This window comes from Niallia sp. FSL R7-0271 (assembly GCF_038005785.1).
In the GTDB taxonomy this organism is placed as follows: domain Bacteria; phylum Bacillota; class Bacilli; order Bacillales; family Cytobacillaceae; genus Niallia.
This window is the reverse complement of sequence record NZ_JBBOTZ010000001.1, coordinates 3215794-3239780: the sequence shown is the minus strand read 5'-3', so window position 1 is coordinate 3239780 and position 23987 is coordinate 3215794. Positions and strand designations below refer to the sequence as shown.

Genomic DNA, 23987 nt, shown 5'->3' with positions numbered 1-23987 from the left:
TTACAAAAAAAAGGAGGATATTTTCATGATGAATCTAGAAGAATTTGACCAATGGGCAAAAAGACTTGATTTTAATGAAGAGGATATAAAAGAAATACAACGAATTAGAAATTCTCCACCATCTAGAAGAGTTGGCGGTGGGAAAAACAATGTATCCGGAAAGTTTAGTAGTAGAAAAATGGGAGTTACGATACAGTTTGAAAGTCAAAAGGTTGAATTACCCGCAATTTATATGATGGAATTTGATGATAATGTTCTTGAATATTACGATCAACCTCCTTCATTGAAGGTGATTTATTTTCAAAGTAAAAATGGGAAAGAGAGGAAAATGGCTTATCTGTACACTCCAGACTTTTTTGTGATTGAAAAAAGTAGAGCCTATTGGGTTGAGTGGAAAACAGAAGAACAATTAATTAAGTTGTCACAAGAAAGGCCCGATAGGTATTTTAAAGAAGATGGGCAATGGATGTTTGCTCCGGGAATATATTATGCAAAAGAACTAAATTTAGAATTCTTAGTCAGTTCATCAGCAGATATTAATTGGAAGCTTCAAAGGAATCTTACTTTTCTGGAAGACTACATTGTAAATGAATATGCTTCTGAAAATCAAACGATTTCGCGGATTAAAGAAATTATTTTATCATCTCCCGGTTTGACATTGCTCGAACTGATTCAGTATGCGGATGACCAATATTCTCTCGATGATATTTATGCTTTAATCGCTAAAAAGATTATATATATCGATTTATACGATTCAGTAATAACTGAACCAGAGAGTGTAAAGGTTTTTTTAAATAAAGAACAAAGCAAAGTATTTTCGATTGTAGCAAAATCCAAAAATCAAGATAGGAAAACAAATCAAATTGAATTGAAAAGTGGTAATAGGATTTTATGGGGAGAAAAAACGTGGAGCATTCTAAATTATGACTACGGTAATAAAGAGATTTTTTTATATTCAAATGATGATCAAAACCCTGTAACCTTACCAATTCATATTTTTGAAGGATATATTACAGATGGATATATCAAAGGAATTGATGTTGAGAGTGAAATTGATAGTAGCATTTATAAGATAATCTCTCAAGCAACTGAATCTGATTTATCAATTGCAAATGAAAGATATGATGTTGTAGTTAAGTATCTAAACGGAGAAAAAATTGAAATTGAAAATGTTACAGATAGAACAATAAGGAACTGGGTTAAAAAGTATCGAGATGCGGAAGTGTTGCACGGAAACGGTTATATTGGTTTATTGCCGTCTATTAAAAAAAGAGGAAATCGTAAAACAAGAATTCAACCTGAAACCTTAGATTTAATGATAGAGATGATCGAAGGTAGTTATGAGACGATTAAATTAAAGACAGCAAGAGCGGTTTATGGTGAATTTGTTGTTAAGTGTGAAGAGAGAGATCTTGATCCCGTTTCATACGCAACGTTTTGCGAAGCAATAAAAAAACGCAGTGTATATGAAACGAAATTGAATAGGGAAGGAAGCCGGGCTGCATATAAACATGAAGAATTTTATTGGGAATTGGAACTTACTACCCCAAGGCATGGGGAACGAGTTTTTGAAACTGCCCATATTGACCATACTGAATTGGATATAGAGTTAGTTATTAATAAGAACGAAACTATCAGGCCGTGGTGTACTTTTATGGTTGATGCTTTTTCAAGAAGAATACTTGCCTTTTATTTAACATTCGAACCACCATCCTACCGCTCTTGTAAGATGGTGCTTAGGGAATGCGTTAAAAAATATAACCGACTGCCAAATTATATAGTGGTTGATGGAGGGAAGGAATTTAGAAGTATTTATTTTGAATCCCTTCTTGCTTTATACGGGGTCCATAAGAAGGAGCGGCCAGCAGCAAAAGCAAGATTCGGTAATGTCGTTGAGCGTTTATTTGGTATGGCAAATAAGCTATTCATTCATAATTTAATAGGTAATACACAAATTATGAAAAATGTTCGTCAAGTTACCAAATCTGTAAACCCAAAAAATCATGCTGTTTGGACAATGGAAAGTTTGTATGAAAGACTTGAAGTCTGGATTAATGAGGTTTATGACAATTTAGAAAATCCATCGTTAAATCAAACTGCAAAAGAAGCTTTTAAGGAATCATTAGAAATGTCCGGAAACCGTCCTAATACGTATATTCCTTATGATGAAACTTTTATTTTAATGACCCTACCATCAGTATCTGGAAAAACTAGAAAAGTTCATCCGGGTAAGGGGATAAAGTTAACTTATTCATATTATTGGTGTGCAAAATTTAGAGATCCAAAAGTCGAAAATTCTCAAGTAGAGGTAAGGTATGCCCCTTTTAATATCGGTGTAGCATATGCATTAATAAATAATACTTGGGAGCAATGCCTATCCGAAGAATATTCAATCTTCAATGGAAAAACGGAAAAGCAACTTAAAGTAATAGCCGAAGAGTTTAGACAAAAGAAGAAACTTCGTTCAACTAATGGCGTAATCACCGCGAAGATGATTGGTAAATTTATTTTGGATTCTGAAAATATTGAAGAAGGGCTTGCTTCGGAAAAGTATAAACCGATAGAAACTAAACCAGCTTTAAAGGTTGTTGACAATAATGCTACAAAAAACGTGGTTAATATCAACTTAGAAGAATCAGAAGAAGATGAAGATGAATTAGAGATTTACGGGGAGTTAATATAATGAAAAGTGAAAACGATAAAAGGTTATTTCCTGAAGAGCTTTTGGAAAAATCAAAGGAAGAACGTGTAGAATTCTTTAAAAACTATACTGTGGGACATCCAAAGATGGGGTTAGTATTAAAGGAATTAAAAAAAGAAATATATACAGGGGATTGCAACGTTATATTAGTTGTGGGACCATCTGGGGATGGAAAATCTAGATTATTTGAAAGAACACTAAATTCGGTCTATCTGGATATGGCGGAACAAATGGAAGTTGACAAAAGTATTATCCCTATTACTGGAATTGAACTTCCAAATCCGGATTTAGGTAAATTTAATTGGAAGGATTTTTATTATCGGGTTCTTACGGGACTAAATGAGCCATTAATTAATCATAAGATCGATTATCAAAAATTTCGCAGCCTAGTTCCAAAGGAAAAAATAAGTACAAGAAAAGCTGAAACAGCATCAGAACTAAGAAGATCAATAGAGAAGGCTTTTTATTATAGGAAGACAAAGGCTTTGTTAATTGATGAGGCTCAACATTTTTTCAAGATTGTAAATGGAAGAAATGCTGATATCTGGACAGGGGTTGGTATTACAAGACAATTTAACTCATTGAAGTCACTTGCAAATATGGCTAACACCAAAATAGTTTTATTCGGAACTTATGCCTTAAATGCTGTAATAAATCTTGACGGACAGTTATCAAGAAGGGTAAAAGAAGTTCACTTTCCAAGGTATGACTATAGGAATAAAAAAGAGAAGAAAATGTTTAGAAGTGTATTAGTAACTTTTCAAAAATTGTTACCTGTCCATGAAGAGCCTAATCTCACTGAGTATGAAGAATTTATTTATGAAAACTGTGTGGGATGTGCAGGAATCTTAAAAGATTGGCTACAGAGATGCCTTTCATATGCGATTGAAAATGATGAGAATACCATTACGTTTGATAATTTGAAAAAGAATGCTTTACAAACTCAGAAATTGCTAACATTAGCTGAGGAAGCATTAACTGGCGAATCGATTTTTACTGAAAAAGAAGAAGATAGAGATCAGTTAAAATCTCTTTTAGGTACTAAGAAAGAAGAAAAGGTAGAAAAACCTACAAAACAAAAAAGAAATTCCCTTCCCGGAAACCGAAATCCTGAGAGGGATGTTGTAGGTCAATAATGATTTAAAAAACAAAATAATTGAGTGGCTTGAACTTTAAGCTGCTCAATTTTTTTCTTTTCAAAATACAGGGGGTTCAATCATGAATTATTTAATTGATAGAGTTAGAGAAAACGAGAGTAAACTTGACAATTTATTATCTTCCAGAAGTTACTTATATAATTTAGAACCGATAGGCATTGGAACACCTTATGTTGAATCACTTACTAGCTATATTTCTCGATTGGCATTTGCTCATTGTGTTCCAGTAGGAAAACTACTTAATCAAGAAATTGCTAAAGAACTATCCATTGATTGGTTGAAAAAAGTATTTAGAGAAAGTGTTTTTGCAAGTTCGTACTATATAAATAGTGGTAATCATGTGGCTTTAGACTTTGTAGATAGCATAAACCCCTTAACAAGTAGAAATGATTTAATAAATCTTACTTTAATTTCTTGGAGAGGGATTATTCAAAAAGGTATCACACGAACAAAAAAGTGTTGGTGTAAACTTTGTTTAAATGAGTGGCGGGAGGATGGAGACCCTATCTATGAGCCTTTGTACTGGTATATTAATCTAACAGAAAGTTGTTTTAAACATAATGTTTCACTAAGTTCGGTTTGCCCGCATTGTTGCAAAGCAGTACCTATTATTAAAACGAATATCATTCTAGGTTACTGTAGTAATTGTATGGGGTGGTTAGGGGAAGATCCAATTTATAGAGTCGAAGAAAAAATAGATGTTAATTGGATAAAATCAGTTAATAATAATGTTGGTAAACTTTTATCAAATTCTTCAAGTTTGACGAATTATCCAATTAAAACAGTGTTAACAAACATCGTTGGGTACTTGATAGATATGTTTTCAAATGGAAACAGGTCAGAGTTTGCAAAAGAATTTGGGTTTGATCCCGGAACCGTTGCGAGATGGAAAAGGGGAGATACGTTTATTCCATTTCAAACTTTATTAAAGTTCTCGTATTATCTTAACATGGATATAATTGAGTTGCTAAGTATAGAATTGAAAAGAACAACATTACTAGAAGATATAAATTGTGAGGCAAAATCATTGTTTTACCAAGAGAAACCCTATAACCAACATAATGTGAACAAATTGAGAGCTGCATTAGAGAACGAAATTATTAACAATGAGAAGACTCCTAGAAGCTTGGCTGCTGTATTAACTTCTTTAAGTCTATCTGAATATGGTGCTTATACTTATGCTAGAGATCTCTGTGAAATTATTACTTCTAGATATAAAGACCACAGAACAAAGCTAAGAGTTAATCGTATAGGAGACATTGAGAATGAAATACGAGAAATTAAATCAGCTATTATTCAAAACGGAGAAGATTTAACATTAAATAATTTTAGAAAAAGATATGATAAAAAGGTTTATAATAAAGAAATGGAATTTCTAGTTCAAAGAATAATAATGGAATAGTAGTATTTAAAATTCTGGAGTATGAGAAAAGAATTCAAGGAAAAGTAAGGTGATTATATGTTTTGTTGTATCAACTGTTTTGATGATGAATATATAATTGAGTCTATAAAAAGCGAAAAAGAGTGTGGAGATTGTAATTACTGTATGAGCTGTGATTTACCTGTCATTGATGTAGCAGCAATGGGCGAATTCATTCGTGCATCTCTTTCAAGGGCTTATGTAAATGCAACAACAGATGATATCCCATACCATTTACACCGAGCTTCAGCGGAAAGAATTAAGGATGTTTTACGTTATTCAGAATGTATTTTTTCAGCAGAAATAGACAATAACGATATATGTGAAAAGCTTATGGAGGATTTGTTTGAATACAGTGGACCATCAGGGCGAGATATTTCTCAAGGAGCTATTGATGAGTGGGAAAATGGAGATGCAGAAGTTGTTCTTAGAGATGGATTTTATGCCCCAGATAATAATCGATTTGCCTATACGTGGGATGGATTCAAAGAAACCGTTAAACATGGGAATCGCTTTTTTGATTTAAATAGAAATAATTCCAGAGAAAGTATGTTATCGATATTTGATGTTTTCTTTGAACTCATGGAAGTAGAACTCGAGACAGGATCGTTAATTTGGAGAGCGCGTTCTAAATCAGAAGGACCGTTTGAGAGTATGAGGGAGCGAACTTTAGAGTGTGGACCTCCACCAGCCAACTATGCTAAATCTTTTCGTATGAATCCTGCTGGTATCTCATATTTCTACGGGGCTGAAGATAAGGATACCTGCATGAAAGAAATCAGAGCTGTCGAAACGGAAAATGTGGTATTTGGGCAATTTCGCACTAAATGTAGTCTGAAACTTATTGATCTAAGTAGGGTTCCCAAGATGCCTTCTATCTCTATATTTTCTTCTCACTATGATCATGACATGAATTGGGCAAGGGATTTCTTATTATTATTTTGCACTGAAATATCAAAGCCAGTTGATGAAGGGGTTGCTCCTATAGAATATATACCAACCCAAATTCTATCAGAGTATATTAGATTGAAAGGCTATAATGGTGTTTGTTATCATAGCAGTCTTACTAAAAGGTATAATTACACCTTATTCTGTGGAAGAGAAAGAACAGGTTCCTTTCATTCCGGCTTTTATAGAGTAGATCCTTTAGTACCTGATTTTATGGAATGGTTAGAGTTATTTCAATACGAGTATGTTAAAGCTCAATGTTAATAAAAAAATCACTCTTAAATAAGCAGAAGAATGCAATGGATTTACAATAACGTAAAAATAGAAATAAGAAGCTTTTTTATTGAGAAGAAGAATAGCGACGGTGTTAAGAAGTGGCTTTTTTTATTTGTAAGGCTCTGTTAAACTAAATTGTTGATTTTTGTATAATTAGGTTGAGGTGAAATTAAAATGAACCAAGAAGTACAAGAATACGATTATAGTGATGATGAAACCTTAGAAAAAGCAATTGAACTGATTAGAAAAGGGTATACGCAGGCAGAGTTACGAGGAAAGTTTAATTTGTCAGATGATGATATGGCGTTGATTGATTTTGTTATTAACGAGTTTTAATTGTTCGCGAATAACAAGTATCAACAACAAACGATAACAGAGCCATTTGTAAAAATTGAATAAACCATAAAATTTCCTAGAACAAAAAAATAAAGCATAAGCTTTCCTAGAAATATTTAAAGGGAGCTATTCTACTCAATTCCTTAAAAATATTAATGAAAAGAAGTGTGGAAATTTTCACGAAAAGTGCCTTGAAGCCAAGTGGCTCTAAGCGTGGAAAGGTTATGCTTTATTAGGTGGAAAGGTTATGGTTTACGTCACATACTTAGAGATATGAAGCATCAAATTCCCGGTTGGGGGTTTGGTGCTTTTTTATTTATGCTGCTGTCTTGCTTCTAAAAATAAACCGAGAAATATACATATAAATTGATTAACAATAATTGTAATTGTTATATTGTTAAATAAAGGGAATAAAAGGAGGAACGTCATTCACTTCCATAAAAGGAGGACTTTCATAATGAAAACTTTTGAGGTGATTTTCTCTTTAGTTGCGGTACTGATTTTGGCTGCTTGTAATAACTCATCCACAGAATCAAGCAATTCAGCAGATAAACAAGCTGAACATAACAGCAGTTCTCAAACAGCAAATGGTGAGGCACCTAAAGAAAATACTGGTACAAATAAAACGGAAAAAAACACAGCTGCTAATGATACTGCAGAGAGTCAAAAGGAAGTGTATCTCAAGAAATTAAATGATACAAAAAAAGAAATGGATGAACGGCGGAACAATCCAGAAGATGACTCAACATATGCCATGAAAAAGGTTGAAGGTGACAGATATGACACGTGGGATGGCTTAGTAAATGAAATTTATGGTGTCTTACAGAAGCAACTGCCTTCTGACGAAATGGAGCAGTTGAGAAATGAACAGCGTAAGTGGATTGAATACAGAGATAGTACTGCAAAAGAGGCTTCTTTAAAATATGAAGGCGGTACGATGGAAGAGTTGGAATACGTGGCTGTGCTAGGAAATCTTACGGAAGAAAGATGCTTTGAATTAGTGGAGAAGTATATGCAGTAATAAGATTATTATGTGAATGAAAGGGAGAGGCCTATTATTCGTTAATAGGTCTTTTCTCAATATGAACATATTTATAGGAATATGCTTTTAATTGCGGAAATAAATAGATATAAAGTAAAATACATGAAAATAGAATGAGGTATAAGAGGAGGGGCCATATGGGGCTTACGATAAGCGAGGTTGCTGAAAAAACAGGAATATCTCCGCACACACTGCGTTTTTATGAAAAAGAAGGACTTGTTCCTGCTGTTAATAGAGATCATAATGGAATTCGAATTTATGAGGATTATCACTTAGAGTGGCTAAGCTTTATGGTGTGTTTGCGTGCAACGAATATGCCGCTGAGTGAAATGAAGAAATATGTGGAATTAACACAGTATGGCAAGGACTCTATTAGGGAAAGAAAAGAAATGATGCTTAAGCATAAGAAAAAAGTAGAAGAACAGCTGCAAGAAACTTATAGCTATCTGGAGAAAATAAATTATAAATTAGCTTTTTATGATATTCATGAAAAAGATTTAAAGATACTGCCATAATAAAAGGGCACTGCGTAAAAGAGTAGTGCCCATAAAAACTTACAGACTAAGATCCTTCATATTATTATCATCATAGCGATTTCCATAGACCGTATTTTTGGGATTTATACTGTCAAGACGTACTAAATCTTGAGGAGTTAATTCGACTTCTAAAGCGCCGACATTTTCCTCTAAGTATTTTTGACGCTTTGTCCCAGGGATTGGCAGGGCACCATTTGCAATTGTCCAAGCGATAGCTAATTGAGAAGGTGTAACATTCTTTTCTTTAGCCATATTCTGAATTTCACTGACTATATCAAGATTTTTTTGGAAGTTCTCTCCTTGGAACCGCGGCATAAATCTGCGCAAATCATCATCGCCAAAATCTTTGAAATTACTTATTTCTCCGGTTATAAATCCTCTGCTTAATGGACTGTAAGCTACATGTGTAATTCCTAGATCTCTTACAACAGGTAAGATTTCCTCCTCAATATCTCTGCTCCACAAGGAGTATTCTGTTTGTAATGCAGAAATAGGATGTATGTTGTGTGCCCGTTTTATGGTATCAACTGATGCTTCGGATAATCCAATTGCTCGAACTTTTCCTGCCGTAACTAAATCGGACATTGCGCCGATTGTCTCTTCAATCGGAACATTTGGATCGACACGATGTTGATAATAAAGGTCAATATAGTCAATATTTAATCGGCGCAGACTGTCTTCAACAGCTTTTTGGATATAATCAGGGTGACCGACGATTTTTTCATAATTTGTTGTATAAGCAAACTTAGTAGCAACAATTGCTTTATCTCGTTTACCTTGCAAAGCCTTGCCGAGCAAACTTTCATTATGACCATTTCCATAAACATCTGCCGTATCTAATAATGTCACACCCAATTCCATTGCAGTATGAATCGTTCTAATTGATTCCTCATCATTTGTCTGACCATATATTCCTGGTGACATCCCCATCAACCCTAGGCCAATGGATGATACTTCCAACTCACTATTTCCAAGTCTTCTTACTTTCATGTTCTTCACTCCAATAATAGATTTTTTTGTACTTTTTAATCATATGACTTAGAGTTTTCTTGAGGTCAAGCAAAAATTTATGTTCACGATTTTCCCGCTTATCATCCTTGATTTAGAGTTTAATGTAATATTTAGTTTAAAATTACACTTCATTTTTTGAGTTTGAGCTTAATTTTAGTTAAAGTAGCTTTAACGAAATTGATATAATGAACATAGATTTTTTCTCTTGGCGTCTTTGGCTAATTGATTGTCGTTCCCTGCTAATTACAGTAAGACAATATAAAAGTAAAATGAAATAACTATCCCGTTAACAGAATTAGCTGTAATGTGCTGATAGATAGAGAGGTGTAAATAAATATGACTGCAAATACTCGTATTAGAATACCGGATGGACTTTGGACTGGATTAAAAAAACTAGGATTTAATGCGCAGGATTTAGTTCGAAAAGCAAAAATGCCGCTGACTGTAATCAGTGAATCAGTTGTCACTGTTGAACAATATTATGCATTATGGCAAGCATATTCCGATATGATCGGTGATAGTGAAGCTGGCATGTTGCAGCTTCCGACAGTATTTGAAACAACACAGTATCCCCCATCTGTACTGGCTGCTTACCATGCCCGTGATTATCGGGATGCGCTTAACAGAATGGCGCGTTACAAAGAAATGTGCCCTCCTGAAAAATTACGCATTGTGGAACAAGATACAAATTGTGTAATTGAACTGAAATGGTTGGAAACCGAGCAAGCAGGACCAGCCCTGCTTGTCGGAACAACACTTGCGTTTTTACTGGAACTAGGACGAAGAGGCACCGGATATCCTATAAAAGCGAGCTTAGTAGAATTTACACATTCTTTTGGTCAAGTCCAAGCACTGGAAGATTATTTTGGTTGCCCGATCCATATCGGAGCAAAACATAATAGACTGATATTGCAAAGAGAAGATCTTGATCGTCCTTTTACTTCCTATAATGCTGAATTACTGCAGATACTAACACCAGTATTGGAGCAAACATTGGAGGAGCAGCGCCACAGTCACTCAATAACGGAGATAGTTAAGTGGATTTTAAAACGCAATTTAACAGGAGAACGACTTGACATACAAGATGTTGCAAGTGAGTTGGGCATGAGCGAACGTACCTTACAGCGACGGCTTACTGATGAAAAAACCAGCTTTAAGGATCTCTTAAAGGAAGTCCGTCATGAACAGGCACGACAGTACTTGGCTGATCCTGACCTAGATATTAAAGAAGTCGCTTTTCTCGTTGGATATAAAGACCATAGCTCGTTCTATCGTGCCTTCCGTTGTTGGGAAGGTGACACTCCTTTAAATTGGCGTACTGAACATGCACTTATAGACGAACGACAAGGATAACCTACTTAAAGGAGAAATGTATCTTGGAAATGGAATTAGTAAATAAAACCGCTTTAGTTACAGGCTCAACAAAAGGAATCGGGAAAGCAATAGCAAAAGAATTGGCTAAAGAAGGAGTTAATGTTCTCATCAATGGCCGCAACTATGACGAGGTAGAACGAACTGTACAGGAAATTAAATCAGAATTCCCGTTAACTTCCCCTCAAAATGCTGCAGCTGATATTGTCGATGTGCAACAAAGAGAGGAACTATTTAGGAAATATCCTAATGTCGATATTTTAGTTAACAATATGGGGATATACGAAATCATGCAATACGAAGATGTTACAGATGAAGTCTGGCAAAAATACTTTGAAACGAATGTATTAGCTGCAAATGGGCTTTGTAAACATTATCTTCCAAAAATGCTGAATAAAAATGATGGCCGAATCATTTTTATTGCTAGTGAAGAAGCCGTAATGCCTTCTGGACAAATGCCTCAGTATTGTATGACAAAATCAATGCTGCTATCATTAGCAAAAAGCTTGTCTTTTCTAACAAAAGGTACAGAAGTTACAGTCAATACCATTATGCCTGGACCAACACTTTCTGAGAATGTGCAAGCCATAATTGAGGGTATTTACAGTGATGAAAACATGACCTTTACAGAAAAAGAAACACAATTTATGGTCACTAATTTGCCTCAATCAGAAATACAGCGATTTATCAGACCGATTGAAATAGGACGATTAGCCACATTCCTATGCAGTCCCTATGCATCTGCATTTAGAGGATCACCAATCCGTATGGATGGCGGAATGGTTCCGACCATTTTTTAAACAAAAGAGCTGCCGTTTGGCGGCTCTTTTTTGCTAGATTTACATTTTTTAAGGGCAAAGGAAGCCTAGAACAAAACCTTCCGAAAAAGGAGGTCTTTGAGTTTATTAGATTTCGTGGTTTCAGTACGGATTATACCTATCAACAAAACACGCAAAAGCTGACCTAAGATCATCAGCTAAATACTCGTCTTCTTCTGTGGTTTTTCGTTCCTGACTGAGAGTTTCCATTAATTCCAGAGTGTCTCGATAAATTTGTTGATCGTGTTCGTCCGTTATTTCGGCTATCTTTTGGCCATAGTCATATTGGTAAAAACCATCATATACTTCACTGTTTGCTGCAGCTAAGGCAATCTTTCGTTGGAAGCAAGCTGTGCAAATGCCACAAGGAGTATTTGCAGCCGCTAATGCTGTTTTTCTTTTCATTCTCAAACATTCATTTGTATTTTTAATTTGTAATTTATGCTCTTTAGGCATTTCTTTGAGGATAGCTACCCTTGTTTTATGCAAGAGGGGTGTCTCAATCTGCATATCTGCAGAAATGCATTGATAAAGTGCATTCAGCAGTTGATATGTTTTCGGATGAGCAGTCTTAGCTAGGTTTAGAGAATCTGCATCTATCTTTTGGCTTTGATAATAATATACTTTTGTTCCGCCGTTAAAATAGGCTTTGGCAGCAGCTATCGCCAATACTAAGGAAATGGCCGCAGGAGTAGTTTTGGATTTTCTTTTGTTGAGTAATTTAATATCTATATTTATTATTTCGCTCGAATCGGATGCTGTCTTTCTTAAAAAAGCAGCTAGTTTCTGCTGTTTTGTTTTTTCATTATTTTTGTTGGGAATGCGTATATAATCACATACTAACTGGTGATTTATGCCGGCAATTGATTCGATATCATCATAGAACAATGCAATGTTTTGATAGGCTGGCAATGACAATAAAAATCCTTCTTCCGTATCTGGCGGAATGTTATTTGTAAATTGAAGTGACACATGCGTGTCTGTCATCCAGGAAAAAAACGCTTCTGCCGCAGCTTTTTCCTTCTCCCAAACAGAATAATGAAAAACGGGAATGGAAATGGAAAGATCTTTTTGACCTTTTTTTATCTCGGGCGCAAATAAGAATAGACTGGTTGTAATCGTAATAATGTCTAGAAATTTCGTGCTGGTATCATCATAGTCAAAATACATTCCGTGAAGCAGTTCTTTATGTAAATGAGGCAATACATTGTTTACATTCATACAAAAACTCCTGTTATCTTGTCAAAATGAAAATAGCAATATATTAAATTATAGCATTTAATGAGCGTACAGGAGAATTTTAAATATGGAGGGCAGCTGACGTAATTAATTATAACTCGCGGGCTGCACTTACCTTTGAAGTAAACTTCCGAATTTGTCCAAGTCTTTCAAAGTTTTCGGCAAAGTTCGGAGCGTTTACTTTTATTAACCCTTCATTAAAGTCTTTTTTGAAGTGAAAAACTCCAGATGGAAGCATTGCGATTAGATGGATTTGATTCCATGCGGGATAATCAGCCTTATGGAATATTACTTCTGCCGTTTCAAGGGCGATAAATTCCTTGCACCACTTTTTTGATTGGATAATATGCTCCATAGCAGGGCCATTATTTTGAATCATTATTTCTTTAAATTCTGCTAGATAATCGGGTTGAACATGAACGTATTCAACGATATGTATGAAGCCGTTCTTTTCGTTAGAAGGGAGGAAGGAGCCTGGTGTTGGCAGCATGTTTTCTTGTCTGATTAACAGTGTATGATAGTCCTTGAAAATATTTTGGAAATGTTCATATTGCTTCCCATCTGCTGCTTTCATCATCACAAGGACATTCCATAGCTGACTCTTTTCTTCAGTGGAGAAAGTCAGTTTCCGCCGGTAAATTCTATTGAATAAGAACTGACTATTATATTGATGGAAGTATGTATGCAGTTTACTGATAAGTTCCTTAGATTCCTTTTTCGTTGCTGTGTATGTTTCAACGTAATACAAGTTAGACACCTTCTCTTCAAATTATTTACAACAAACGTATCATAAATGAGAATTGTTTTCAATTAGAAGAGGAAGTCTGTATAAAGAAAAGATAGAGCACTACCTCTATCTTTTCTTTTCAATATTCTAGATCATACCGCCATTAACACGGATTGTTTGTCCTGTAATCCAGCGGGATTCGTCACTTACTAAAAAGGCTAATGCATCGGCGATATCGTTTGTTTCTCCGAATCTTCCGAAGGCGTTGTTTCCTTTTAATGCCTGCAATTGTTCGGGAGTTTTTCCTTCCAAGAATAGTTCTGTTGTTGTCGGACCTGGGGCGATTGTATTTATCGTTATATTCTTTGGTCCGAATTCTCTGGCCAGCTGTCTGCTGATTTGTTCAACAGCCCCTTTAGTAGCTGCATAAATGCTGTAGCCTGGGAACATTACTCCTGCAACAGAAGTAGAGAAATTAACGATTCGTCCGTTCGGTGCCATATGCTTAAAGGCTTGTTGGCAGGCGAAATAGGTGCCTTTAACATTAATCGCAAAATGTTGGTCAAATTGTTCCTCTGTCACTTCACTGATTGGAATGGTATGCATGATACCTGCATTATTCACAAGGATATCGACCTTGCCGAAATGGCTAATGGTCGTTTCAAATAAATACTCTATTTCCTTAAGGCTGCTCACATCTGCTTTAACAGCTATCGCCTGGCCACCCTTTTCCATGATAGATGAGGTCACTGCCTCTGCTGCTTGTGGGCTGTTAGCATAATTAACAACAACCTTAGCTCCCAGTTCTGCTAATTTTATTGCACTTTGAGCGCCTATTCCTCTTGATGCGCCTGTAATTATTGCGACTTTATCCTGTAAGTTTGTCATCATTTTATTCCTCCAAGCTCTATTTTCCTCTAAATTATAAATAAAGTTACGAATAACGAGATAGCTGAATCGTCTATTATTTTTGCCTATTTCTCCAAATAAACGTTAAAATATATAAAAAAGGCGGTGAATGGCATGAAAGACAGGCAGCAGCAGTTAGTGACTTTAATTGAAAAACATACAAATAGGGATGGGACATTTGATGCGGAAATTGATACATTGAGCTTTATCCGCTCATCGACTTTATCAGAGCCTCTTCATTCCTTGTTCGAGCCGTCTGTCTGCTTTATTGCCCAAGGCTCAAAAATCGTGATGCTGGAGGATGACATCTTTCATTATGACCCCAATCACTACCTTATTGCCTCTGTCCATCTGCCGATAACAGGGAAAATCATGAAGGCGACGAGTGACAGCCCCTATCTAGGAGTCAAACTCCGCTTCACAACAGAAGAGATTCTCGATGTTATTAAGATGAAGCAAGATCACTCATTTCCCGCACAAAGAGCCATCATGGTGAATAAGACAACATCCAATATACTCGATGCAGTTATCAGGCTGATAGGCTTGCTTGATACGCCCCAAGACATTTCAGCACTGGCACCTCTTTATAAAAAAGAAATTCTTTATAGAATTTGGAATAATGAAGACGGAGATCAAATGAGAGAGTTTGCAGTAATGGGAAGTCAAGCGCAGGCAATCAAAGAGGTAATCCGCATAATCAATGAGGAATATAACCAGCCGCTGCGGATAGATATGCTTGCAAAAATAGCTAAAATGAGTGTTTCCTCTTTCCATCATTATTTTAAACAAGTGACAGCAATGAGCCCATTAAAGTATCAAAAGATGATTCGGCTGCAGGAAGCACGGAAGCTTTTGTTATCTGAACCGATGGAAGCAGGTGAAGCGGCTTTTCAAGTCGGCTATGAAAGTCCATCCCAATTCAGCAGAGAATACAGCAGAATGTTTGGAGCTCCTCCAGTCAGTGATATAAAAAGATTTCGTGAATCAATTAACAGGCAGTAATGTAGGGGTCTAGGCTTAAATTTGAAACAGCTGCCCAAAAAGCTTGAATGAGTAGTATATAATATAACCATAAATACAATTATGAGGTTGGTAAACTAATGATTCGGACCATTGCGGATATTGCTAAAATCGCCGGAGTCGCCAAAAGCACGGTATCCCGCTACCTGAATGGAGGCTCTGTCGGAGAGGCAACAAGGAAGAAGATTGAAAAGGCAATTCAAGAGACTGGCTACACGCCAAACCCTTTTGCTCAAAGTTTAAAAGCAAAAAAGACAAATATCATTGGCACGATTGTTCCAAGGCTGGATTCTTTTGCGTCATCACAGACGTTGATTGGAATCGATGAGCGCTTGAAAGAACTGAACTATCAGATGTTAATATCCAATACGAGCCAAGATTTAAACAGGGAAATTGAGAGTATATACAGCCTGGCAAACCAGAAGATGGCGGGTATTATCTTGCTTGCGACCGTGATTACGGACAGGCATCTTCAAGCAATAGCTGATATTAATATTCCAGTCTTACTGATTGGTCAAGAGCATGAAGAGATTCATAGTGTTATTCATGATGATTATCATGCCGGTATGGCAATAGGGCAATATGTGCTGGAAAAGGGGCATCGCAACATTGCTTACTTAGGAGTGACAGAGCTTGATATTGCTGTTGGAATAAAACGAAAACAAGGCTTTACAAAAGCATTGGAGGGGAAGGAAGATATTGATGTCCATTATTATGAGACAGAATTTAATATTCCTGCTGCCCAAGCTGCCGCCATGGAAATCTTAAGAAATTCCAACCAGAGTATTGTCGTTTGTGCTACAGACAATATTGCCCTTGGCTGTCTGAAGGCAGCATACAAACTGGGGATAGCTGTACCAGATACTTTGTCTGTTACTGGCTTTGGCGGTTATGATGTCACGGAAGCCATTCATCCTGGCATTACAACAGCAAAATTTCATTATAAAGAAGCAGGGAAAAAGGCCGCAGTTAATATGGTGGAGCTAGTACATGAGCGGCCAGTAGAAATACTGACAACAATGAATTTTGAAATAATTAAAAGAGAAAGCGTTGACACAATCTAGCATGATGAATTATAATTCTAATGAAACCGATTCCAATTAAATTTATAATCGGTTTCGTTAGAATCATATTTTTTTAGCTTTTATTTGGAACCGGTTCCTTAAACGGTTTTACTTTTTGAGTAATTTTGGAACCGGTTCTATATTGCCGGATATAATAGGGAGGAACGTAAAATGAACCATAAAAAAATCGCAGAAGAAATTCTCGCGGCAATCGGCGGAAAAGAGAATGTGTCTGCAGCAGCTCACTGTGCAACACGGCTTCGTTTAGTACTGCATGATGAATCAGCAGTTAATCAAGATGTGCTTGATAAGATGGATGTGGTGAAGGGAACATTCTCTACAGGCGGTCAATATCAAATTATTTTAGGATCAGGCACTGTTAATGAAGTGTATAAGCATTTTGCAGGGATGACAGGTCTTTCAGAAATGTCGACGAAGGAAGTAAATGAGGCTGGAGCAAAGAAGCTTAATCCGATTCAGCGATTTGTGAAAATGCTGTCTGATATCTTTGTGCCGATTATTCCAGCTATTGTTGCCGGCGGTTTACTAATGGGACTAAATAATGTCCTGACTGCTCAAGATTTATTTATAGAGAGCAAATCATTGGTTGATGCATATCCAAACATGGCAGATTTAGCTGCACTTATTAATACTTTTGCAAACGCTGCCTTTGTATTTCTGCCAATTCTGATTGGCTTTTCTGCTACCCAGCGGTTTGGCGGAAATCCTTATCTCGGAGCAGCACTTGGTATGCTGATGGTTCATCCGGATTTGCTGAATGGCTATAATTATGCAGATGCCATGCTGAAAAATGAAGTGCCTGTCTGGAATATATTCGGTTTGGAGATTGAGAAGGTAGCTTACCAAGGAACAGTGCTGCCTGTACTAGCAGCATCGTTTATTTTGGCTAAGATTGAAACATATCTCAGAAGGATTGTGCCCTCGGCTTTGGATAACTTATTGACACCGCTTTTATCTATTTTTATTACTGGTTTTTTGACATTTACGTTAGTCGGCCCGTTAACAAGAACGGCTGGAAATCTTCTTACTGATGGCATTGTCTGGATGTATGACACAACAGGAGTAATCGGCGGGTTAATTTTCGGCCTCTTGTATGCACCGATCGTTATCACTGGCATGCATCACAGCTTTATTGCTGTTGAAACTCAACTGTTAGCAGATATCGCAAAAACAGGCGGCTCCTTCTTGTTTGCGATTGCTACCATGTCTAACATCGCTCAAGGTGCAGCAACATTGGCTGTCTTGAAGCTAACAAAGGATGCAAAAGTTAAGGGAACAGCTTCTGCTGCGGGCATCTCTGCATTGCTTGGTATTACAGAGCCGGCGATGTTTGGGGTAAACCTGAAATTAAGGTATCCGTTTATTGGTGCTATCGTAGGGTCTGCAGTTGGTTCTGGTTTTGTTACTTTGTTTAAAGTGAAGGCAGTCGCATTAGGTGCTGCTGGATTGCCTGGCATCATCTCCATTCGTCCAGATAAAATTGTGCCTTATATTATTGGAATGGCAGTCGCATTTGTAGTCGGATTTACGGTAACCATCGTATTGGCGAAAAGAGCGGCTAAAAAGGAAGCGAGTGTAAAAAAAGAAGGCATCGTTGCATAAAAAATCGATAAGCATAGGAGGGGACTCTTGTCTCCTTTCTTTTTAGGGAGTGAAGCATCAATGAATTGGAGCAGAGAACAACGGTACAGAAGATGGGAGGATGCCTCAAAGACAGAACGGAGGAAACTTGAAAATCTCGTCAAGCAGTGTAACTGGAGACAAACCTTTCATATTCAGCCTGTGACAGGGCTTCTCAATGATCCAAACGGTTTCTCCTATTATAATGGTGAATATCATTTGTTCTATCAATGGTTTCCCCTTGGCCCTGTTCATGGATTAAAAAACTGGTATCATACTAAATCAAAGGACCTCGTTCACTGGGAAAATGTCGGCGTTGCGCTTGAGCCGACAAATGAGTTTGACAGTCACGGTGTTTACTCAGGCAGCGGAATCGAGCATAACGGCGAATTATTCCTTATGTATACTGGAAACAACCGTGACGAGAACTGGGTAAGACATCCTTATCAGATACTAGCTGTCATGAATAAGGAGGGACAAATTAAAAAGCTTGAAAAACCAGTGATTCCTGCAGTTCCTAACGGGTATACGGATCATTACCGTGATCCTAAGGTTTGGAAAGATAATGATTGTTTTTTTGCTGTGATTGGAGCACAGCGTAAAAACGAGACAGGTACAATTATGCTGTATCGTTCGCAGAATTTGCTGGAATGGGACTTAGAAGGCGAAGTAGATATAGGCCTTAATGAATTCGGATATATGTGGGAGTGTCCGGATTATTTCGAATTAGATAATCATGGTGTGCTGCTGTTTTGTCCACAGGGCTTGGAGAGAGACAGAGACAGCTATCATAATATTTATCAATCAGGCTATGTGCTCGGCAGCAGGCTGAATGTTCAAGAGCGGACGCTTGTGCACAGTGGGTTTCATGAATTAGACAGAGGGTTTGACTTTTATGCACCACAGACAATGGAAGCACCTGACGGCAGAAGAATATTAGTAGGGTGGATGGGTCTGCCTGAAATAGAGTATCCGACAGACAGTAACGGCTGGGCCCATTGTTTAACATTGCCGCGCGAACTGACTGTTAAGAACGGGCGACTATGGCAAAATCCAGTTAAGGAATTGGAGCTGCTTAGAGGGGAAGAAACAGAAGCTCATATAACAATAGATAACGAGACGAAGGGGATAGAAGGATTTGCTGGTGATGTCTATGAATTATCTGCAGAGTTTTCCAATTTTACGGCAGAGCAGTTCGGTATAGAGCTTCGAGCTAGTGACAAGGAGAAAACAGTCCTGAAATATGACACGCAGGAGAAAAAAGTGATTTTTGACAGAAGCGAGTCTGGGCAAGCAGCAGGCATACAATATGGAGCGGTCCGAAAATGTTTAGTAGAAACAGACAAAATTTCCTTCCGAATATTTGTGGATGTTTCTTCTGTTGAGGTATTTGTGAACGACGGAGCAGAAGTGTTCACTGCAAGAATATTCCCAGATCAAAACAGTCAGGATATCCGTTTTTTTGCGTATAACGGGAAAACAGACATACAGGCTGTAAAATATAAATTAACTAGCAAAGAAAGAGCCAGTTCATGATGACTGGCTCTTTTCTGCGATATTTTTCACCATCAGCACGTGAGCGATGCCATCTTCCATAAATACATCGGAAGAAGTTTCGTAGCCTAGCTTATTATAAAAGCCCTCTGCGTGTGTTTGGCCATGCAGCTTTACCTTTAAATCTCCTCGGTCTGCGGCGATTTCTTCAAGCTTGGCAATAATAACTTTCCCAAGACCAAATTTACGGTATTCCTGTAAGATACAGATTCTTTCTAGTTTGCCGTAGCCTTCAACCGATCTAACCCGTCCAGTGCCGACTGGCTCATTATGATAATAAACAAGAATATGCTCACATTTACCATCAAGTTTATCGAATTCATCGTATTCGTCGTCTAACGGAACACCCTGTTCCTCCACAAATACTGTCCTTCTTATATGTAATGCCTGCTCTAGTTCGTCTGTTGTTGTAATTTTTTTTGCTTCCATCGCTATTCATTCCTTTCTGGATTTATTATGAGAAACAAGTCATAATTTATTTATCATCTTTAAACAGTGTATAGGAAAAATATATTGTTGTAAATACAACAATTATTGGAGGTTTATTATTTTTATGAAGGAAATTCTTCGTGAAGTTGGCATGATTGCCAGAGCACTTGATTCTATCAGCAATATTGAATTTAAGGAATACGATTTGACGAAGGGCCAATATTTATACCTTGTCCGAATATACGAGAATCCGGGAATCATTCAAGAAAAGCTGGCAGAAATGATAAAAGTTGACCGCACGACTGCAGCCAGAGCTATTAAAAAGCTTGAAATGAACGGCTTTATAGAAAAAAGACAGGATGAGACAAATAAAAAAAACAAGCTGCTGTTTCCTACAGAAAAAGGAATGGAGGTATATCCTTTTCTAAAAAGGGAGGCAGATCATTCAGACAAAACTGCACTTGCTGGATTGTCTCATGAACAAACAGAGGTTCTTTATGAACTCCTGAAAAAGGTCAGAGAAAATATTGAGGTAGATTGGGAGAACGTCAAAAAAGGAAATCGACGAGGCTACTAAATTTAACTTATAAAGCAAATAAAAAAAGAATTAACGTTATTTCGTGACAGGTTAATTCTTTTTTTATGAGATATTCATTAGCGGTTTCTCGGCGGAGGACCTTGCAGTCTTCCTGTACTGTTATTGCTGTTGTTTGTTTCTTTCATCAGTCTGTCTAAATGCTTTATTGCTTCATCAAATTCTGGTCTTGTTATTTGTCTAGTAGCCAATAAGGAACATAGCATTGCGTAGGCAATCGGGTTTGTATTAACCTCAACATTTACATAAACATCTACATCTGAGTTTCCGCTTTCCCCAATTTGCGCCGCATTCGCATCAAGCTCTGTATGACCGTTGTTGCGAAACTCATAGTTCATGTTATCTCTGCCTCTTGGCTTGCGGTTTGGATACATGATTACCCCTCCTTTACTGCGAAAGAACGAGAATGGGCTTGACCATTCTCGTCTCACAATTATTAATCTTCGTCTTGATCTTGGCTGTTGTCTTGATCGTTGTCCTGATCCTGATCAGAATCAGCATTCGCTTTTGAACGAGAACGAACGCGAGCTTTTGAATCAGATTCAACATCAATGCAAAGATCAATTTTTGCATTGCCAGAACGGCTGACTTTAGCGACATTCGTATTTTTGTCGATGTTTTTTAAATCATTGTCGTTGTCTACATTTGTGTCTGATTTTAAGCGATTGTCACTTTCGAAATCCACATTCGCATCAGAGCGGCTGTCACTGTCACCAGAACGAGATTTGGATTTATTGCTTTGGTCATTATCCCCTTCACCTGGATACCATACTTTGCTCATAAGAAATCCTCCTTTTTCATTATTCACTTATCATTTTATTCAAGTAATAAAGAATGACATGGGTAGCTGTAGGAGGACAAGCATGGATTTTATGTTAAAAAACCGCATCCCAATAAGGAGGCGGCTAGGTTATCCAGGATAGTATATAGTCATGCTGAGCTTTGTCAGCTTATCTCCTGAGTTATGATACGTATGAGGTTTGTCTGCATTAAACTGGATGGAGTCACCGGCAGATATTAAGTAATCATTGTCATTTACCCGAACTGTCAGCTCTCCATCAAAAACGGTAATATACTCTACCGTACCTTCCTGATGTGCCTCGGCACTTAAATAGCCGCCCTTTTTGATTTCTACTGAGTAAATCTCAAAGCGTTTATCTTCTTCAAATGGAAAGTAAGGATAGATGTTGTACTTGCCATCATCCTCTGATAGGACTTGCACTTCGTCTCTTTTTACAACCTTTGCTTCAGGCTGCTGGTGCTGAATAAGAGAGGTGAAGGAGATTTTCAAGCCATTGGCGATTTTCCAAATAGTATTAAGTGTTGGACTAGATTCCCCTCTTTCAATCTGGCCAATCATCGTTTTGCTTACTCCGGTCAAGTCTGCGGTTTTTTCAAGACTAAGCTTTTTCTTTTCCCGAATCGCTTTTAAGTTTTTTGCCAAAATAAGCTGAATTTCTTCCATAAAAAACACTCCTGTCATATGTACAATATAGCGACCATATTGTACAATAAAACGTAAATCGTTATATTGTCTAATATGAACATTATAACATACATATAAAGGGGGAGAAAAAGTATGCCGTTGTTATCGTTTTTGCTGTACGTGACTGTAACTAGTTTTACTCCTGGCCCTAATAATATAATGGCAATGGCTTTTGCCAACAAATATGGGCTGAAGAAAACCATTGGCTTCTGTGCAGGTGTAAGTGCCGGTTTCTTTGTGATTATGCTTATCTGCAGCTATTTTAATTTAATGCTGAAAAGCTTTATGCCTAAGATTGAGTTTGTAATGACGATACTTGGTGCAGTCTATATGTTGTATCTAGCCTATAAAATTGTTTCCAGCAAGGATAATGGAGGTGAAAAGGAAGAAGACAAGAATAACAGCTTCCTGGCAGGAATGCTGCTGCAGTTCATTAACCCAAAAGGGATACTGTACGGGATAACGGTCATCGCAACATTTATTCTTCCATACTATCAATCTCAGCTTAGTTTGCTGCTGTTTGCTGTGATACTTGCTTTTGTTGGGTTTTTAAGCACATTCAGCTGGAGTTTGTTTGGCAGCATGTTTCAAAGGTTCTTGTCCAAATATAAGAGCCAGTTCAATATCGTGATGGCATTGCTGCTTGTTTACAGTGCTATTTCCATCTTTTTTTAAAAGAGAACGCTTTGCAGCGTTCTCTAGTCTTCTGACATTGTAATAACAACTTTTCCCTTGGCGTGACCTTCTGCAAAATACCGAAATGCTTCAGGTACTTCGCTCAGCTTAAATTGTTTATCAATAATCGGTTGCAGCTTTTCCTCTTCAAGAAGCTCCTTGAGTAAATGCAAATCTTCCTGGTTTGCCCGCTGCAGCATATTGCCCAGCTTTTTACTGCTTGTGACGGAAAGACAAGGACCAAGCATCATGGCTTCACTCATCTGTTTCCCTTGGCCGCCGACCATAATATATCTACCATGGTCCTTCAATGCCCGCATATAAGAAAGAATTGGCTGATATCCATTTACTGCAAGGATAAGATCATATTTGTCGGAGCTTTGAGTAAAATCTTCCTTGTTATAATCAATAACATGATCCGCACCAATTGCTTGGAGTATCTCCACATTTCCAGTGCTGCATACACCTGTAACTTCTGCACCAAATGCTTTGGCGATTTGCACAGCAAAGGTGCCTACACCGCCAGATGCCCCATTAATTAACACCTTTTGCCCTGGCTGAATTACTCCCTTATGTCGCAACGCCTGTAATGCGGTCGTTCCTGCCATCGGAACAGCTGCAGCCTCCGCAAAGGAGATATTTGCTGGCTTATGTACCAATGCTTTGACTGAAACTGAGACATATTCTGCAAAGCCGCCCCAACCACTTTGAGAAAGATCGCCGAATACTTCATCTCCCTTCTTAAATTGTGTAACTCCCATGCCAACAGCTTCCACAATCCCTGCAATATCTCCCCCAGGAATCGTATATTTTGGTTTAAACAAACCGAAGGCGAAGCGGGCAAGAAAGGGAGTGCCACTCAGTAAAACAAGATTGCCGTAATTGAGAGAGGCAGCTTGAATCTTTACAAGCACTTCCCCTTCCTTAGGAACAGCTCGTTCTACTTCTAATAATTGGAGACTATCTGGTGTACCATATTTGTTTGAAACAATGGCTTTCATTCATTTCCCTCCCTTAGACATAATCAATTAA

Annotated in this window: 24 protein-coding genes; 15 read left to right on the top strand and 9 right to left on the bottom strand. The window is 37.4% G+C overall.

The genetic code is table 11. From position 1 onward, the window contains the following. Positions 1-25 precede the first annotated feature (25 nt). The 7 genes from MKX82_RS16585 to MKX82_RS16555 all read left to right on the top strand — a co-directional run bounded on the left by MKX82_RS16585 (position 26) and on the right by MKX82_RS16555 (position 8395). Positions 26-2683: a TnsA endonuclease N-terminal domain-containing protein gene (locus MKX82_RS16585; protein WP_341078531.1), complete on the top strand. Its 2658-nt coding sequence runs from the start codon at positions 26-28 to the stop codon at positions 2681-2683. Further along, the gene (locus MKX82_RS16580) at positions 2683-3837 is read left to right on the top strand and encodes an AAA family ATPase (RefSeq protein WP_341078528.1); all 1155 of its coding nucleotides are present in this window, start codon (positions 2683-2685) and stop codon (positions 3835-3837) included. The genes MKX82_RS16585 and MKX82_RS16580 overlap by 1 nt, the downstream gene beginning before the upstream one ends. Positions 3838-3919: 82 nt before the next feature. After that, positions 3920-5260: a helix-turn-helix domain-containing protein gene (locus MKX82_RS16575; protein WP_341078525.1), complete on the top strand. Its 1341-nt coding sequence runs from the start codon at positions 3920-3922 to the stop codon at positions 5258-5260. A 57-nt stretch (positions 5261-5317) separates the two neighbouring features. Continuing rightward, positions 5318-6490 carry an RES domain-containing protein gene (locus MKX82_RS16570; RefSeq protein WP_341078522.1) on the top strand — a complete coding sequence of 391 codons (1173 nt, stop codon included), beginning with the start codon at positions 5318-5320 and terminating at the stop codon, positions 6488-6490. Positions 6491-6676: 186 nt separating this feature from the next. Continuing rightward, on the top strand, positions 6677-6838 hold the full coding sequence (locus tag MKX82_RS16565) for a hypothetical protein (protein WP_341078520.1): 162 nt from the start codon (positions 6677-6679) through the stop codon (positions 6836-6838). Positions 6839-7295: 457 nt separating this feature from the next. Then, the gene (locus MKX82_RS16560) at positions 7296-7859 is read left to right on the top strand and encodes a lysozyme inhibitor LprI family protein (protein WP_341078518.1); all 564 of its coding nucleotides are present in this window, start codon (positions 7296-7298) and stop codon (positions 7857-7859) included. Positions 7860-8017: 158 nt separating this feature from the next. Next, complete coding sequence (locus MKX82_RS16555; protein ID WP_341078517.1) at positions 8018-8395, top strand: MerR family transcriptional regulator; 378 nt, start codon at positions 8018-8020, stop codon at positions 8393-8395. A gap of 39 nt (positions 8396-8434) precedes the next feature. Here the strand turns inward: MKX82_RS16555 and MKX82_RS16550 are convergent, their stop codons facing one another. Beyond that, positions 8435-9406: an aldo/keto reductase gene (locus tag MKX82_RS16550; RefSeq protein WP_341078514.1), complete on the bottom strand. Its 972-nt coding sequence runs from the start codon at positions 9404-9406 to the stop codon at positions 8435-8437. A 357-nt stretch (positions 9407-9763) separates the two neighbouring features. Here MKX82_RS16550 and MKX82_RS16545 point away from each other — a divergent pair, with 357 nt between their 5' ends. Together MKX82_RS16545 and MKX82_RS16540 are read left to right on the top strand one after the other, a co-directional pair. Then, positions 9764-10780, top strand: a complete 1017-nt coding sequence (locus tag MKX82_RS16545; protein ID WP_237941889.1) for an AraC family transcriptional regulator — start codon at positions 9764-9766, stop codon at positions 10778-10780. Positions 10781-10803: 23 nt separating this feature from the next. Further along, positions 10804-11598 (top strand): SDR family NAD(P)-dependent oxidoreductase, encoded by a 795-nt coding sequence (locus MKX82_RS16540; RefSeq protein WP_233316596.1) that lies wholly within the window; start codon positions 10804-10806, stop codon positions 11596-11598. Positions 11599-11718: 120 nt separating this feature from the next. On the opposite strand, the gene MKX82_RS16535 is transcribed toward MKX82_RS16540, so the two are convergent. From MKX82_RS16535 to MKX82_RS16525, 3 genes are all read right to left on the bottom strand, one after another. Beyond that, complete coding sequence (locus MKX82_RS16535; RefSeq protein WP_341078510.1) at positions 11719-12837, bottom strand: 7-cyano-7-deazaguanine synthase; 1119 nt, start codon at positions 12835-12837, stop codon at positions 11719-11721. A gap of 109 nt (positions 12838-12946) precedes the next feature. Further along, the gene (locus MKX82_RS16530; RefSeq protein WP_341078508.1) at positions 12947-13603 is read right to left on the bottom strand and encodes a hypothetical protein; all 657 of its coding nucleotides are present in this window, start codon (positions 13601-13603) and stop codon (positions 12947-12949) included. A gap of 126 nt (positions 13604-13729) precedes the next feature. After that, positions 13730-14470 (bottom strand): SDR family oxidoreductase, encoded by a 741-nt coding sequence (locus tag MKX82_RS16525; protein ID WP_233316629.1) that lies wholly within the window; start codon positions 14468-14470, stop codon positions 13730-13732. 135 nt (positions 14471-14605) lie between these two features. On the opposite strand from MKX82_RS16525, the gene MKX82_RS16520 reads away from it, so the two are divergent. The 4 genes from MKX82_RS16520 (at position 14606) to MKX82_RS16505 (ending at position 19752) form a co-directional block, all read left to right on the top strand. Further along, complete coding sequence (locus tag MKX82_RS16520) at positions 14606-15493, top strand: AraC family transcriptional regulator (RefSeq protein ID WP_233316593.1); 888 nt, start codon at positions 14606-14608, stop codon at positions 15491-15493. A gap of 98 nt (positions 15494-15591) precedes the next feature. Continuing rightward, positions 15592-16575, top strand: a complete 984-nt coding sequence (locus MKX82_RS16515; RefSeq protein WP_341078505.1) for a LacI family DNA-binding transcriptional regulator — start codon at positions 15592-15594, stop codon at positions 16573-16575. 171 nt (positions 16576-16746) lie between these two features. After that, complete coding sequence (locus tag MKX82_RS16510) at positions 16747-18198, top strand: sucrose-specific PTS transporter subunit IIBC (RefSeq protein ID WP_341078503.1); 1452 nt, start codon at positions 16747-16749, stop codon at positions 18196-18198. 60 nt (positions 18199-18258) lie between these two features. Beyond that, positions 18259-19752 carry a glycoside hydrolase family 32 protein gene (locus tag MKX82_RS16505; protein WP_341078501.1) on the top strand — a complete coding sequence of 498 codons (1494 nt, stop codon included), beginning with the start codon at positions 18259-18261 and terminating at the stop codon, positions 19750-19752. Here MKX82_RS16505 and MKX82_RS16500 read toward each other — a convergent pair. Beyond that, positions 19747-20199 carry a GNAT family N-acetyltransferase gene (locus MKX82_RS16500; protein WP_233316589.1) on the bottom strand — a complete coding sequence of 151 codons (453 nt, stop codon included), beginning with the start codon at positions 20197-20199 and terminating at the stop codon, positions 19747-19749. The two genes, MKX82_RS16505 and MKX82_RS16500, sit on opposite strands and share 6 nt — an antisense overlap. Positions 20200-20323: 124 nt before the next feature. Between MKX82_RS16500 and MKX82_RS16495 the strand changes: the two genes are divergently transcribed. Then, on the top strand, positions 20324-20776 hold the full coding sequence (locus tag MKX82_RS16495) for a MarR family winged helix-turn-helix transcriptional regulator (RefSeq protein ID WP_233316588.1): 453 nt from the start codon (positions 20324-20326) through the stop codon (positions 20774-20776). Positions 20777-20853: 77 nt separating this feature from the next. Here the strand turns inward: MKX82_RS16495 and MKX82_RS16490 are convergent, their stop codons facing one another. From MKX82_RS16490 to MKX82_RS16480, 3 genes are all read right to left on the bottom strand, one after another. Then, positions 20854-21168 carry a hypothetical protein gene (locus MKX82_RS16490; protein ID WP_233316587.1) on the bottom strand — a complete coding sequence of 105 codons (315 nt, stop codon included), beginning with the start codon at positions 21166-21168 and terminating at the stop codon, positions 20854-20856. Positions 21169-21230: 62 nt separating this feature from the next. Next, positions 21231-21575 (bottom strand): hypothetical protein, encoded by a 345-nt coding sequence (locus MKX82_RS16485; protein ID WP_233316586.1) that lies wholly within the window; start codon positions 21573-21575, stop codon positions 21231-21233. 129 nt (positions 21576-21704) lie between these two features. Next, positions 21705-22259, bottom strand: a complete 555-nt coding sequence (locus MKX82_RS16480; protein WP_341078496.1) for a helix-turn-helix domain-containing protein — start codon at positions 22257-22259, stop codon at positions 21705-21707. 114 nt (positions 22260-22373) lie between these two features. Here MKX82_RS16480 and MKX82_RS16475 point away from each other — a divergent pair, with 114 nt between their 5' ends. Further along, positions 22374-22955, top strand: coding sequence for a LysE family transporter (locus tag MKX82_RS16475; RefSeq protein ID WP_233316584.1), 582 nt, complete (start codon positions 22374-22376; stop codon positions 22953-22955). Positions 22956-22978: 23 nt separating this feature from the next. Here the strand turns inward: MKX82_RS16475 and MKX82_RS16470 are convergent, their stop codons facing one another. Then, positions 22979-23956 (bottom strand): NAD(P)-dependent alcohol dehydrogenase, encoded by a 978-nt coding sequence (locus tag MKX82_RS16470; protein WP_341078494.1) that lies wholly within the window; start codon positions 23954-23956, stop codon positions 22979-22981. Positions 23957-23987 lie beyond the last annotated feature (31 nt).